This is a genomic window from Corticimicrobacter sp., assembly GCF_040137905.1.
GTDB lineage: Bacteria > Pseudomonadota > Gammaproteobacteria > Burkholderiales > Burkholderiaceae_B > Corticimicrobacter.
Genome location: NZ_JBEFDG010000004.1, coordinates 1 through 13,176, shown reverse-complemented (window position 1 = coordinate 13,176; position 13,176 = coordinate 1). Strand labels below are relative to the sequence as shown.

The following is a 13,176-nucleotide window of genomic DNA, read 5'->3' as shown; positions in this document are numbered from 1 at the left end:
TCTGGAAGGGCGTCTTAGGCAAAATGCGATTCCGTTGGCCGGGTGTTTGTCCTAGCATCGGGAATCGGCTTATTGCCTCTGCTTATTTTGCACTGCCTTTTCATGAATATTTCCCTGATCGTGACGCTTGCCATCCAGGTGCTGGCCTCCATGGCGGCCCTGACCGTCCCCGTGCTGGCACCGGCGGCGTCGCAGGATATCGGCCTCTCGGCCACGCTGGTCGGTGTGTTCATGGCGATTGTCTATGCGGCGGCGATGTTCTCGTCGCTGGCCAGCGGGGGGCTGATCGCCCGCTACGGCGCGATCCGTACCAGCCAGCTTTGCCTGCTGTCCTGTGGTGTGGGGCTGGCCTGCGTGGCCGTGGGGCAGGTGGGGGCCATGGTACTGAGCGCCGTGCTGATCGGCCTGGGCTATGGGCCGGTCACGCCGGCCAGCTCGCATATCCTGGCGCGGACCACGCCGGCCCATCGCATGGGTCTGATCTTCTCGCTCAAGCAGACGGGCGTGCCACTGGGTGGCGTGATGGCCGGGCTGCTGATTCCCGGACTGGTACTGCTGTGGCAATGGCAGGGGGCGGCGCTGGCGGCCGGGCTGGCCTGCCTGGTGGTGGCGGCCCTGGCCCAGCCGATCCGGGCCGATTTCGATGCGGATCGCTCGCCGGCGCACCGGCTGGGGATCGGTGGTGTGTTCCGGCCCTTGCAGATGGTGTTCGAGCATCGGCGTATCCGCAACCTGGCGTTGTGCACGTTTTTCCTGAGTGCCATGCAACTGTGCCTGACCTCGTATCTGGTGACCTATCTGACCGGTTCATATGGTGTGGCACTGGTGACGGCCGGATTGGTGCATGCGGCATCGCAGACGGCAGGGGCCGTCGGGCGGCTGCTGTGGGGCTGGGTCGCGGACCGCAGCCGGGCACCGGATCTGGTGCTGGCCCTGCTGGCGTTTGCCATGGCGGGCGCGTCGCTGCTGACGGCGCTGTTCCGCCCGGACTGGCCGTTGGCCATCGTTATCGTGGTCAGCATGGTGTTTGGTGGCACGGCGATAGGCTGGAATGGCGTGTATCTGGCGCAGGTCGCGCAACTGGCACCCAAGGGCATGGCCGGCCAGATGACGGGCGGCACGCTGTTCTTTACCTACTTTGGTGTGGTGCTCGGTCCGCCGGCCTTTGCCGGGCTGGTGTCGGCGACGGATTCCATGGCGGCAGGCTTCGCGGGTATCGGTGTAGTGATCCTCGCGGTGGGCTGCGTGCTGCTGTATGTGCGCCAGGCTGAAAAGCGCGCAGCCTGAGATGCGTTGGGGATACCGATCCGGCAAGTCGCGTTTATTGGCCAGTCAGTCAAATTCCGTTTGGTTATAAACAAGCCACCATAAGGTATTTTTTGAAATGAGCCGATCTGCCTAGACTGTGTCTTTCCGATTGATTGCACATGAAAAGACGGGCAGGAAATATGCGTATTCTGAAAAAACTCATGGTGGTGGCACTGGCTGCCGCCTCTCTGGCACCCCTGGGGGCCGCCTGGGCGCAGAGTGCGCCTGAGGAAGTCCGTTTTGCATGGGCGGGTGGCCCCCGTACCTGGGTGCTGGGCCAGATCGACAAGTCGTTCGACAAGGCCTTCGGCGTACCCGTCAAATGGGTGGCCTTCAATTCCGGTGCCGATGTGCTGTCGCTGTTTGCCGCCAAGGAAATCGACATTGCGCGCTTCGGCTCCAGCCCGGCTGCCGCCGGTATTGCCCGGGGCCTGCCGATCGAAGTGATCGGCGCACAGGAAATCATCGCTACCAGCGAGCGGCTGATTGCCAGGGATGGCATCAACTCGCTCAAGGATCTGGAAGGCAAGCGGGTGGCCTATCCGGCCAATTCGACGGCACAGTTTGCGTTTGAACTGGCCGTCAAGCTGGCGGGCGACGGTGCCGATCGCAGCAAGATCCGCACAGTGGCGCTTAAGCCTGCCGAGATCGTGTCTGCCTGGCAGCGCGGCGATATTGATGCCGCCTATGTCTGGGGACCCTTCAGCCAGCAGCTCGAAGCGGCCCAGGGCAAGGAAATCTTCGCAACCAAGGACCTGGCCGAGCATGGCGTGCTGGTCTTCAACAATTATGTGGCGCGCAAGGAGTTCGCCGAGCAGCATCCCGAGCTGATCGTGAAGTTCCTCCAGGTCGCGCAGGACAAGGCGAGCGAGTACCTGGCCGATCCCGAGGCCGCCTCGCAGAAGATCGCCCAGTACCTCGACATCCCGGTCGATACGGTGCGCAGTACCCTGGGTGGCCTGCAGTATCCGTCCATCCAGGAGCAACTGACCGTGGACTACCTGGGCAACAGCCAGACCAAGGCCGATTCGCGCATTACCCGTTCGTATCATGATGCCGCGACGTTCCTGGCCGATATCGGCGAGCTGCGTGCTTCCGACGTACCGGCGACCTATGCCGATGCCATCAATACCCGCTACCTGGAGCAGGCTGCCGCCGCAGCGCCGCAGCAGTAAATCATGGCAGGTCAAGTTTCAGGCAAGGCTGCGCCGGCTGGCGCAGCCGGTGGGGGGCAGTGGAAATACGCCGCGATCAGTGTGATCGCGGTCGTGGCGTTTCTGCTGAGCTGGCAGGTTTCGGGGTGGGCAGGCTGGGTTGATCCGCTGTTGCTGCCGCCGCTGGGCGAGGTGTTGCGCACGGCGCTGGATCTTGCAGAAAACGGCTATCGCCAGTCTTCTCTGTGGCATCACATCGGCATCAGCGTGGCGCGGGCCGGCGTGGCTTTTGCGGCTGCCATTGTCATCGGCGTGCCGGTAGGACTGGCAATGGGCCGTTCGCGCTGGCTGTCGGCGCTGCTCGATCCGTTCGTGCAGTTCCTGCGGCCATTGCCCAAGATCGCCCTGATTCCGCTGGTGGTGCTGTGGTTCGGCATTGACGAAGGGGCCAAGTTTTTCCTGATCTTCATTTCGACCCTGCTGAGTGTGCTGGTCGGTGCGGCTGCTGCCGTGCTCAATGTCAGCCAGCAGCGCCTGCGTGCTGCCGCTACGCTCGGGGCGAGCCGGCACCAGGTGTTCTGGTATGTGATCCTGCCCAATGCCCTGCCGGAAATATTCACGACGATCCGCCTGGCCGTGGGTATCGGCTGGACTTCGTTGATCGCTGCCGAAATGGTGGCGGCCGATTCCGGGCTGGGCTGGATGGTCATCAATGCAGGGACTTACCTGCGTACCGATATCGTCATGCTCGGCATCTTCCTGCTGGGCCTGATCGGTTATCTGTTCGATGCGTTGCTGGTGTTCCTGCAGCGCCGGCTGGCACCCTGGGCCGGGAAAGAAGCATGAAAAATCCCATATCCGCTGTATCCGTACCGACACCGGAAGGCGCTGCCGGTGGCACGCCCGACCTGACGCATACGCAGGTGCCGAACGCTTCAGTCAGCATCCGTCTGCAGGGCGTGGGCAAGTCCTTTGCGCATGGCCGTCGCCAGGCGCAGCGCCTGACCGTGCTGGAAGACATCGACCTTGAAGTGCGTACCGGAGAGTTCGTGTGCCTGCTGGGTCCATCCGGTTGCGGCAAGTCCACCGTCCTCAATCTGCTGGCAGGCTTTGACAGCCCCGACCATGGCACGATCAGTCTGGATGGGCAGGCCATACGCGGGCCGGACCCCCGGCGTGGCATGGTGTTTCAGCAGCCAACCCTGTTCCCGTGGTTGACCGTGCTCGATAACGTGGCATTCGGGCCGCGCATGGCCGGTCGCGATGCCCGCGACTATTTGCCCGAGGCGCGCCGCCTGTTGCGCCAGGTCGGCCTGGAGCGCTATGCGGGGCACTATCCCTGGCAATTGTCGGGTGGTATGCGCCAGCGTGTCGCGCTGGCCCGCGCCTGGCTGCCGGGGCCGCAGGTGCTGTTGATGGATGAGCCGTTCGGCGCGCTCGATGCGCAGACCCGGCTGGTCATGCAGGAATTGCTCAACCGGATCTGGACCGAGACCGGCACGACCATTGTCTTCGTGACGCACGATGTGGATGAGGCCCTGTTCCTGGGCGATCGCATCGTCATGATGAGCGCCCACCCCGGTCGGGTGCGAGAAATCATCGAAGTTCCCTTTGCCCGGCCACGCACGCCCGATGCGCTGCTGACCGATTCTGCCTATGCCCCCGCCAAACGGCGTATCCTGCAAATTCTGCGTGAAGAAAGCGGTCATCTGCTTGAGGAGATCAATCCATGAAACTGTCCCATTTTCCCCGTGTGCGCCTGACCCAGGCACCGACTCCGCTGCAGCATCTGTCGCACCTGAGCCGTCTGCTGGGTGGCCCCGAGATCTATATCAAGCGCGATGACAATACCGGGCTGGCCACCGGCGGCAACAAGACCCGCAAGCTCGAATTCCTGCTGGGCGAGGCCCTGGCGCTGGGCGCGACGCATATCGTGACGCAGGGCGCGCGCCAGTCCAACCATGTGCGCCAGACCGTGGCGGCGGCGGCCCGTTTCGGCCTGAAATCCACGGTACTGCTCGAGGAGCGCATCCAGCATACCGATGCCGACTATGACGACAACGGCAACGTGCTGCTGGATCGTATCTTCGGGGCGACCATCGAGCGACGCGACGGTGGCCTGGACATGAACCAGGAACTGGTCGCGGTGGGCGAGCGCCTGCGTGCCTCAGGCGAGACGCCCTATCTGATCCCCGGTGGTGGCTCCAATGCCGTGGGGGCGCTGGGCTATGTCGAGTCGGCGCAGGAACTGCTGCAACAGATCAACGACCAGCAGCTCGATGTACACCATGTGGTGCATGCGACCGGCAGTACCGGCACCCAGGCCGGCCTGCTGGTCGGTCTGCAGGGCAACAACAGCCATATCCCGGTGCTGGGTGTGAGCGTGCGCGCACCGCGCGAGCGCCAGATCGAGAACGTCACGAAGCTGGCGCGCCAGACCTGGGAACTGCTGGGTATCCGGGGCGAATTTCCGGCCGAGGCGGTGCAGGTCACGTCCGATTACGTGGGCGAGGGTTACGGCATTCCCAACGACGGGACGCTCGAGGCTCTGTTCCTGCTGGCCCGGACCGAAGGCATTTTGCTCGACCCGGTCTATAGCGCCAAGGGGTTTGCCGGCCTGCTGGACTATATCCGCAAGGGCGAGTTCAAGGCCGGGCAGAATATTGTTTTCATCCATACGGGCGGTGCAGCAGCCTTGCCGGGCTATCGCAGCGTGCTTGAAAACTACGCACGCGATCATGCCCTCTGATCTGACCATTGCGGCGAGCGTCGGTGCGGTTGCGCCGGCTTTCCGGCTGGGTGTGCTCGGCGGCATGGGGCCGCTGGCGACGGTAGACTTCATGCACAAGCTGGTACTGGCCACGCCGGCGCGGATCGACCAGGAGCATGTGCCGGCCGTGGTCTGGAACGTGCCGCAGATTGCCGATCGCCAACAGGCCATTGCCGGGACGGGGCCGTCTCCGCTGCCGCAGTTGCTGGAGGGCGTGGCCCAGTTGAACCGGGCCGGTGCGACGCTGATCGTGATCCCCTGCAATACGGTGCACCACTGGATCGAGCCTCTGCGGGCCGCCAGTGCTACACCTTTCCTGCATATTGTCGATGCCACGCTGGAAGCGCTGGTGCGGTCGGGGGTTGGCGCGGGCCTGTCGTTTTCCGTGAATGCGGCTGTCGTAGCGGACCGGGCGGTGACTGGCCCGAGTAGCTCGGATGGTGTGGATGCGCAGCCGACCGAGGCCGCAGGGCCAACGCGTATCGGGCTGATTGCCACCAAGGGTGCCCTGCAGACCCGCCTGTACCAGGACCGCCTGGTACAGCATGGCTACGCGGTGCTCGAAAATACAGAAGAAGAACTCGACACTTTGTTTACGCCGGGCTGTTATGCCATCAAGCGCAATGCGCTCGATGACGGTGCCGTGCTGCTGGAGGCGGCGGCCCAGGCCCTGGTCGATCGCGGCGCGCAAAGGCTGGTACTGGCCTGCACCGAGGTGCCGCTGGCGCTGGCGCATGGCCGGTCGGCCCTGCTGGCGCGCAGTGTCGATCCCAACCAGGCGCTGGCCGAGGCGGTGGCTGCGCGTTGGCTGGCGGTGCGCGACGCCTGAGCGGCAGGCCGGGCAGGGCGCAGGGCGATACGTTAGAATTTCGCCCTGCATGGAGAACCTGTCATGACGGCTGCTGTCCGTTCCGATTCCCACCTGTTCGATGAACAGGAACCCGCAGCTTTCGAGGGCTACTTCCGCGAGCCCGGCTTTGCTGCCGAGTCACCGCTTGCCTGGATACTGGGGCAGCGGCTGGCGCTGCTGGATGCCGTGCGCGGTCTGATGTCCGGCGGGCAGTCGGCCGCCCGGTTGCGACTGTGGGTTTTTCTCGAACTGGCGGCGCAGGCACAGGGACGCTTTTCCCGCGAAGACCTGAACCTCCTGTTCCATGGCCTCAGGCCCGAGGCGCTCGACATGGCGCTCAAGCGTTTGCGCGATCTCGGCTTGCTGGCCTGGGATGCCACCGCCCAGGACTATCATCTGCCGCCACTGGCGCAGCAGGCGCAGGGCTTGCTGGTGCCGCTGGTACGCACCCCCGAGGACGACGACGAGATGGGTGCATTGCTGGCTCAGGTGGCGGGTGCCCAGGCGCTGGGCCTGTCCGATCCTGCCCAGATACGGCACCTGCATGCGCAACTGGCACGGCTCTACGATGAGTTTGCCGATGCCATTGCCAGTGGCTCGGAAGCCCGGCTGCGCGAGTCACAGCCGCGTTTCGAACGGGCGCTGGCGCTGGTGGGGCGGGCCGGCGAGGCATTGACCGCCCTGATCCGCAGCGAGCATGACGACCCACGCCTGGAGCGCGAGGCGCGCGCGCTGGGCCATGCCCAGGCCCGGCTGCTGTCGATGGCCAGCCAGTTCACGCGCGCGTTGCAGCAGGCCGATCGCCAGCGGGTGACGCTGGGATCGACCGGTGTGACCAGTTCCGATGTGCGTCTGTGGCTGCAATCGCATCCTGCCTTGCATACCTTGCTGGCCGATGTGCTGGCGACAGGCGTCCAGCCGGTGTTCGTCAGCGCACATGAAATGGTCGACGTGGCCGAGGGCGAATTCGAGCGTGACCGTCCCGATCCGCAGCGGGCCCAGGGTTTGCCGCCGGCGGCAACGGCAGGTGTCGGCGAGATCGAGGCCTTGTGCATGCCGATCGAACTGGGTGCATTGATCGACTGGTTGTCCGATGCGCAATCACTGTCGTCGGACGACGGCGGGCCGGCCCAGCCGCCGGTGGCGCAGGTCGTACTGGGCGGACGCTTTGCACAGGCCGCCTACCGCATGCAACTGTTGCCGCTGCTGGGCGATGCCCAGGCCCGTACCCTGCAGGGCCAGACCGGCGACCTGGCCCGCCTGCCCTGGCGGGCCGAACTGGATCCGGTGCTGGAACCGACCGACGATCCCCATGTGGCGCGCCTGAGCGCCGGACGACTGATTCCCGATATTTCCAATCCATCCCATGAATGAACCTCTCGATGATGCTGCCCTGCTGGCGGCCGAGTTGCTGGCACAGCGCTGGTTGCCGCGCCGCCATCCGCGCGTGCGTCGTGCCCTGGTCGATGCCGAACTGTGGCAATCGGTACAGGACCGGCTGGGCCGCATCGGCCTGCGACTGATCGACAATATCCACGCCGACTACGTCAGTGTCGCTTTGTTGCGCGATGCGGAAACGGCCGTGTTCGGCGAGGCCGGTCTGTCTGCCAACAATAATCTCGACCTGCCGCGTGATGCCGTTTCGTTGCTGGTGGTGTTGTGGTCCATGATCGTGCTGCCCAAGCGCGAACGGCAGGCCGCCCGGGCGGCTTCTGCCGAGGGCGAGAGCCAGGAAGAGCTGTTCCGCAACGATCGCCCCATGCCCAGCGCGGCCGAGGTGAGCCCGGAAGTGTCATACCGGGCCTTGCTGGCCGACTTCGGGGCACAACTGGGGCGCAAGACCCGCCTGGATACCAATCTCAAGCGCCTGGAGGCGCATGGCTTCATCGTGCGCCGGGGCGATGTCATCGCCGAAGGCCCGTTGCTGGATCTGCTGCTCGACTACGACACACTCGCGCTGCGCATTCTTGATGGCACGCTGGGCGATGTGCTGGCGCGTACCCGCCAGGAGAAAAACTGATGTTTCACCTGCAATCGATCGAACTGCTGCAGTGGGACTACTGCCAGCGCCTGACGCTGCCGCTCGATGGTGCCATCATCACCGTGGCCGGCCCCAACGGCTCGGGCAAGACCACGCTGCTCGATGCCATGCGCACGCTGCTGGGCCTGGAATGCTCGGGTGGGCGCAGCTACAAGACCTATGCACGCCATGCCAATGCCGACCAGACCTGGCTGCGCGCCACGGTCGACAACCGGCCGCATGGGCGTCAGTTGTCGAGTCGGCCGTTTGCCCGCAACCTGCTGTATTCGGATCAGGTCACGCTGGCCTGTCGCATCGACCGCAACGGGGGCGACTGGCAACGTCGCTACATCATGGTCGAAGGCGACGAACCCATCGAGAATCTGGCCGAATTGCCGGGCAAGGACTGGTTGGGTATTGAACACTGGCGCAAGCGGCTCGAAAGCGCTGGCCTGTCGCGGGCCATCGCGCGCGTGCTGGCGCTGGAGCAGGGCCAGACCGACCGGCTCTGCGAGTACTCGCCCAAGGAACTGTTGCGGCTGGTGTTCGACGTGTTCGGCGACCAGGAAGTGCTGGATGGCTACGAAGAGGCTCGCCGCCACCAGCGCGAACTGGCTGCCGAGGTCGAGACCGCCGAACGCGAACTGGTGCATGGCCAGACGCAGCTGGAGCAGATGGAACTGCGCGTGACCCGCTACCGGTTGCATCAGGACAAGTTGCGCGAGCGCGAATGGCTGGCAACCGAAGTCATGCCTGTACTGGCCTGGCACGAAGAACGTCGCGATACGGCGACCCGGTTGCTGGAGTTGCACAAGCAACGGCTGAGCTACGCCGCGCAGCGTCGCCAGTGGGCGGACGACAGCGCCCGCCTGCTGCGGCTGTCCGAAGAACAGCAGACTGCCAAGGAAAGGGTGGCGCAACTGGAGGCGGACAAACGCGATGCCCAGGCTCGCCTGCAGCAGGCCCGCGATGTCGAGCGACCGGTAGAAGAGGCGCTCAAGCGCGCCGAGGAATTACAGGCCCTGGCTGCAGTCGAAACCGATGCCGCGCAACTGGCCGAGCGTGTGCGTCGGCTGGAGCAGGAAAAGAGCGAGCTGGACAGCCGCTGGCACGCCGCCAATCGGCAGCGCGATGAACTGCAGATGTCGCTGGATGCGCTGCAGGGGCAACGCCAGGCACCCCCGCCTGTCGAAGTGCAGCGGTTCCTGCAGGTGCTGCGCAAGGAGGGTATCGGCCATCATGTCATGGCCGATGTCATCCAGATTACCGATGAGTACTGGCGGGCGGCCGCCGAAGGCGTGTTGCGCGCGGCTCGCTGGGTCGTGGTGCTGGAGCGCGCCGATGACGAAGGCCGTGCCATGGCGCTGGCCGAACGGGAACGCTATCGCCACTACCTGGTGGCCGAGGCTGAGGCCGTGACGACCCAGCCGCCTGCCGACAGCCTGCTGGCGGTACTGAAGTTCTCGGCGGCCGCGCCGGGGTGGCTGATCCGGCAACTGACCCAGATCAGCCGGGTCGAGGATACACGTGAAGGTGCCCGACAGGGCGGTGAGTGGATTACGCCGCAGGCCTACTGGTGCGATGGCCGGGGCGGGCGCAGTGTCTGGGTCGATCCGGCCCAGCATCAGTTTGGCGCGGCTGCCGTGTCGGCACGCCGGACGGCGCTCGAGCGCAAGCTGGACGTCCTGGATCAGGAGCTGGCGGCGGTGTCCCAGCAGCAGAAGGAAACCCGACGACAGTTGCAGGCTGCGGTCGAGGCCGGCAAGGGGCACCGGGCGGCGGAGGAACTGGCCCGCTGCAGCGACGAATTCGAGCAGGCGCGCCAGCAGTTGCCGGCCCTCAGGCAGGCGCGGGTCGCGGCGGGTGAACGCTGGCATGCACTGGACGCCGAATGTACGCAGGCCGTGATTGCCAAGACTAAGGCCGAAGCCAGCTATCGCAGCATGCAGCAGCGCTTGTCCGATGGGCAGCGCGATGCGGCCCAGCATGAGCGCGAGTGGCGCGAGCGCTACGAGGCGCAGCGCCTGCGTGCTGCCGACTCCCGCGTACGCCGGGGCAGCTTTCCGGCATCATGGATTGCGCCGGCACGGCTGGCCGAACTGTACGAACGTTTCGGCAATGCGACCCAGGCCCGGTTGCGCAGCGAGGCTGTCGATCGCGAACTGGAGCAGGGGCAGTGGGAAACCGATGCCTCCGTCGAGGAAAAGCACATTCTGCTGCAGGCGGCTGTCGGTGATCAGTCACAGCGACTCGGTGAATGTAAGGCACGTAATGCTGCGGCAGAAGAGTCGGTCAGCAACGCTCGCGAACGCTACATTGATGTGTTGCGCGCCACGGTGCGACGCTATCGGCGCAATATCGTCGATCTGGGCCTGCTGGCCGGCGTGGAAGTGCATGCCGATCTGCCGCACCTCGAAAACGACGATCTGGTGCTGCGCCAGGCCGAACTCAAGGTCGGTTTCAGCTTCGACGGCAAGGGCAGCATTGGCCTGAACGATGGCGAGGCTTCGGGCGGGCAGCAGGTGATCAAGTCGCTGATCCTGCTGGTGGGCCTGCTCAAGGACGATGAGATGCCGGGCGGCTTCGTGTTCATCGATGAACCGTTTGCCCACCTGGATGTGCGTAACATCCAACTGGTGGGGCATTTCCTGAAATCGACCCGTGCCCAGTATGTGCTGACCACGCCGATCACGCACAATGTCGAGGTATTCGAGCCGGCGGATATCACGCTGGTCACGGCCAAGAAGCCGCGTGATGCCCGCTGGGCACCGCCTATCGGTGTACTGCAGCGGCGTGCCGAGGTGGATTGATGTGGCAGTTTGAACAGGCGGCCTGACTGGTCGCCTGTCTTGCCATCCCTATGCCAGCGTTGCTTCGATGGCCTGGCCGATATCCAGGATCCGCCGGTCCTGACCGCCAATGCCCGCCACCATCAGCCCCACCGGTGCAGTCCCTGCCGCATGGCAGGGCAGCGACAGGGCGCAGCCGTCCAGGAAATTGATCAGCGTCGGATTGCGCAGGATCAGGCCGTTGGCGGCAAAGTAAGCTTCGTCGGACGCTTCCAGGTCGGCAATCACCGGCGCGGTGACCGGGACGGTCGGCAGCAGCAGTGCGTCGAACGATTGCAGGCGTGACTCGACGCCGGCGATCCACTGCGGACGGGCTTGCAGTACGTCGATATAGTCGGCTGCACTCATGGCCTTGCCGCGCAGGATGCGCGACGATACGCGCGGGTCGTATTCGGCTTCGCGGCTCTCGAGCAGCGACTGGTGCCAGTGCCAGGATTCCGAGCAGGTGAAACCACCCTTGCGATTGATGTGGGCCAGTTCGTTGAATTCGGGAATATCGATTGTGCGGATCTGCGCACCGGCCTGGGCCAGCCGCTCCAGCGTGGCGGCGAAGGTCGTACGGACATGGTCGTCGGCACCGTCGAGCACGAGGTTGGCAGGGACGGCAAAGCGCAGTGACGACAGGTCGGGTGCCTGCGGGGCCGCGTAGGGCGAGCCGCTCAGGATGGCGTCCAGGATGGCGCAGCATTCGACCGATGCCGCCAGCGGCCCGATCGAGTCCAGACTGGCTGACAGCGGCAGGGTGCCTTGCTGAGAAACACGGCTGGCCGTCGGCTTGAAGCCGGTCAGGCCGCAGAATGCCGATGGGATGCGTACCGAACCGCCGGTATCGGTGCCAATGGCGGCCACGCTCATGCCATCGGCCACCGAGACACCGGCACCCGACGACGAACCGCCGGGAATACGGCCGGTGGCGCGGTCCCAGGGGCTGCGCGGCGTGCCGTAGTGTGGGTTCAGGCCCAGGCCGGAGAAAGCGAACTCGGTCATGTTGGTGCGGCCCACGATGATGGCACCGGCGTCGATCAGGCGCTGCACGATCAGGGCATTGGCGCGGGCCGGTTCGGCATCGCGCAGCACGGCCGAGCCGGCCGTGGTGGGCTGGCCAGTGATGTCGAACAGATCCTTGACCGAGATCGGCAGGCCGTCGATGGCCGAGCGGCGCAGACCGGCCGCACGCAACAGATCCGAGGCGCGTGCGGCGGCCAGCGCCTGGTCGCGGTAGACCTGGGTAAAGGCGCGTGCGCCTTCGCCGCCGGTATCGTCGATGCGGGCCAGGGCAGCATCGGTCAGGGCCAGGGAGGTGGTGCGGCCTTCGTCCAGGTCGCGTTGCAGTTGGGAAATGGTGGGCAGCATGGGGTGGGATCGCTTCAAGGAAAAGACAGGATCGGTCGGTTCATCGGCAGGCCGCCGCGGGTATGGTCACGAGGCGGCTGCAGGCGTATCAGGCGACTTCCGACAAAAAATCGATTGTATAGCCGTGGCCGATGCGGCGATCCAGCAGCGGGTCATGCAGCTCCATGCGGAAAGATGGCGCAGGCCGGATGCCGCCGATGGCACCGACCGTACCGCAGGTCATGCCCGAGCCAGCCGGAATCCGGTTCAGGCCGAAGTGCTTCTGCAGCAGGAACTCAGGGGGCTGCAGGCTGGCCAGGGTGCCTTCCTGGTATAGCGTCTCGACGCCATTCTCGACAATCCAGGCGCGCAGGACGAGCTGGTCCCAGTGCGCGGCGACATCTTCATAGCGCCAGGCATCACGTGCTACCGGCTTGGCGCAAAGCTGCTTGGACAGGGCTACGCTGTGTGCTTCCAGTGCCCGGTCGGTGTGATCGGAGCCCAGGCTGACCCACATATCGCCGCCATGCTCGAACAGGAAAACCTCGGCTTCGCCCGAAGAGGCCGGGCCGACGCACTGGACGACTTCGTCCTGCGTCAACTGGTTGGCCGCCACGCGGTAGAACAGCGGGACGGCGCTGGGACGGGGCACGCCCAGTTCTGCCAGTTCTTCGATATGGTGCTCGATGGCGGCCAGGTCGCGCCCGGCCCAACCGGCGATGATGCACTGGCGGATGTCGATGTCGGCAGCGCGTACAGCGCCGGCATGGTGGAGGGAGAAAGTCAGCAGCATGATGGACAGGCCTTCAAAAGTATCCGTGGATCGTATCCGTGGGAACCGGATCGGGAAAGCCCCCCCACCAACATGCCCCACCCCACACAGGCCCCTTCCA

At 65.1% G+C, this 13,176-nt stretch carries 10 protein-coding genes and 1 pseudogene; 9 read left to right on the top strand and 2 right to left on the bottom strand.

All coding sequences use genetic code 11. The annotated features are described in order from the left end of the window. Positions 1–102: 102 nt before the first annotated feature. The 9 genes and pseudogenes from ABN482_RS00420 (at position 103) to ABN482_RS00380 (ending at position 10,912) form a co-directional block, all read left to right on the top strand. Complete coding sequence (locus ABN482_RS00420; RefSeq protein ID WP_349502137.1) at positions 103–1,287, top strand: MFS transporter; 1,185 nt, start codon at positions 103–105, stop codon at positions 1,285–1,287. Positions 1,288–1,427: 140 nt separating this feature from the next. Continuing rightward, positions 1,428–2,213, top strand: a pseudogene (locus ABN482_RS00415) (ABC transporter substrate-binding protein); the annotation flags it as partial. A gap of 273 nt (positions 2,214–2,486) precedes the next feature. Further along, positions 2,487–3,308 carry an ABC transporter permease gene (locus tag ABN482_RS00410; protein ID WP_349502135.1) on the top strand — a complete coding sequence of 274 codons (822 nt, stop codon included), beginning with the start codon at positions 2,487–2,489 and terminating at the stop codon, positions 3,306–3,308. After that, positions 3,305–4,195 carry an ABC transporter ATP-binding protein gene (locus tag ABN482_RS00405; RefSeq protein ID WP_349502134.1) on the top strand — a complete coding sequence of 297 codons (891 nt, stop codon included), beginning with the start codon at positions 3,305–3,307 and terminating at the stop codon, positions 4,193–4,195. Before ABN482_RS00410 ends, ABN482_RS00405 begins: the two co-directional genes overlap by 4 nt. Next, on the top strand, positions 4,192–5,211 hold the full coding sequence (cuyA, locus tag ABN482_RS00400) for a D-cysteate sulfo-lyase (protein ID WP_349502133.1): 1,020 nt from the start codon (positions 4,192–4,194) through the stop codon (positions 5,209–5,211). Before ABN482_RS00405 ends, cuyA begins: the two co-directional genes overlap by 4 nt. Then, complete coding sequence (locus ABN482_RS00395) at positions 5,201–6,061, top strand: aspartate/glutamate racemase family protein (protein WP_349502132.1); 861 nt, start codon at positions 5,201–5,203, stop codon at positions 6,059–6,061. Before cuyA ends, ABN482_RS00395 begins: the two co-directional genes overlap by 11 nt. Before the next feature lie 63 nt (positions 6,062–6,124). Beyond that, entirely contained in the window at positions 6,125–7,456 is a 1,332-nt protein-coding gene (locus ABN482_RS00390; protein ID WP_349502131.1) for a hypothetical protein, read from the top strand. Further along, positions 7,449–8,102: a hypothetical protein gene (locus tag ABN482_RS00385; RefSeq protein ID WP_349502130.1), complete on the top strand. Its 654-nt coding sequence runs from the start codon at positions 7,449–7,451 to the stop codon at positions 8,100–8,102. The genes ABN482_RS00390 and ABN482_RS00385 overlap by 8 nt, the downstream gene beginning before the upstream one ends. Then, the gene (locus ABN482_RS00380; RefSeq protein ID WP_349502129.1) at positions 8,102–10,912 is read left to right on the top strand and encodes an ATP-binding protein; all 2,811 of its coding nucleotides are present in this window, start codon (positions 8,102–8,104) and stop codon (positions 10,910–10,912) included. Before ABN482_RS00385 ends, ABN482_RS00380 begins: the two co-directional genes overlap by 1 nt. A 48-nt stretch (positions 10,913–10,960) precedes the next feature. Here the strand turns inward: ABN482_RS00380 and ABN482_RS00375 are convergent, their stop codons facing one another. Both ABN482_RS00375 and ABN482_RS00370 read right to left on the bottom strand, forming a co-directional pair. Next, on the bottom strand, positions 10,961–12,304 hold the full coding sequence (locus ABN482_RS00375; protein WP_349502128.1) for an amidase: 1,344 nt from the start codon (positions 12,302–12,304) through the stop codon (positions 10,961–10,963). 88 nt (positions 12,305–12,392) lie between these two features. Then, positions 12,393–13,076 carry a DUF2848 domain-containing protein gene (locus ABN482_RS00370; RefSeq protein ID WP_349502127.1) on the bottom strand — a complete coding sequence of 228 codons (684 nt, stop codon included), beginning with the start codon at positions 13,074–13,076 and terminating at the stop codon, positions 12,393–12,395. Between the last annotated feature and the right edge of the window lie 100 nt (positions 13,077–13,176).

Excerpts from the sequence above, each read along its gene's own strand:
- ABN482_RS00420 (WP_349502137.1), top strand. The coding sequence starts at position 103 with ATGAATATTTCCCTGATCGTGACGCTTGCCATCCAGGTGCTGGCCTCC.
- ABN482_RS00410 (WP_349502135.1), top strand. The coding sequence starts at position 2,487 with ATGGCAGGTCAAGTTTCAGGCAAGGCTGCGCCGGCTGGCGCAGCCGGT.
- ABN482_RS00405 (WP_349502134.1), top strand. The coding sequence starts at position 3,305 with ATGAAAAATCCCATATCCGCTGTATCCGTACCGACACCGGAAGGCGCT.
- cuyA (WP_349502133.1), top strand. The coding sequence starts at position 4,192 with ATGAAACTGTCCCATTTTCCCCGTGTGCGCCTGACCCAGGCACCGACT.
- ABN482_RS00395 (WP_349502132.1), top strand. The coding sequence starts at position 5,201 with ATGCCCTCTGATCTGACCATTGCGGCGAGCGTCGGTGCGGTTGCGCCG.
- ABN482_RS00390 (WP_349502131.1), top strand. The coding sequence starts at position 6,125 with ATGACGGCTGCTGTCCGTTCCGATTCCCACCTGTTCGATGAACAGGAA.
- ABN482_RS00385 (WP_349502130.1), top strand. The coding sequence starts at position 7,449 with ATGAATGAACCTCTCGATGATGCTGCCCTGCTGGCGGCCGAGTTGCTG.
- ABN482_RS00380 (WP_349502129.1), top strand. The coding sequence starts at position 8,102 with ATGTTTCACCTGCAATCGATCGAACTGCTGCAGTGGGACTACTGCCAG.
- ABN482_RS00375 (WP_349502128.1), bottom strand. The coding sequence starts at position 12,304 with ATGCTGCCCACCATTTCCCAACTGCAACGCGACCTGGACGAAGGCCGC.
- ABN482_RS00370 (WP_349502127.1), bottom strand. The coding sequence starts at position 13,076 with ATGCTGCTGACTTTCTCCCTCCACCATGCCGGCGCTGTACGCGCTGCC.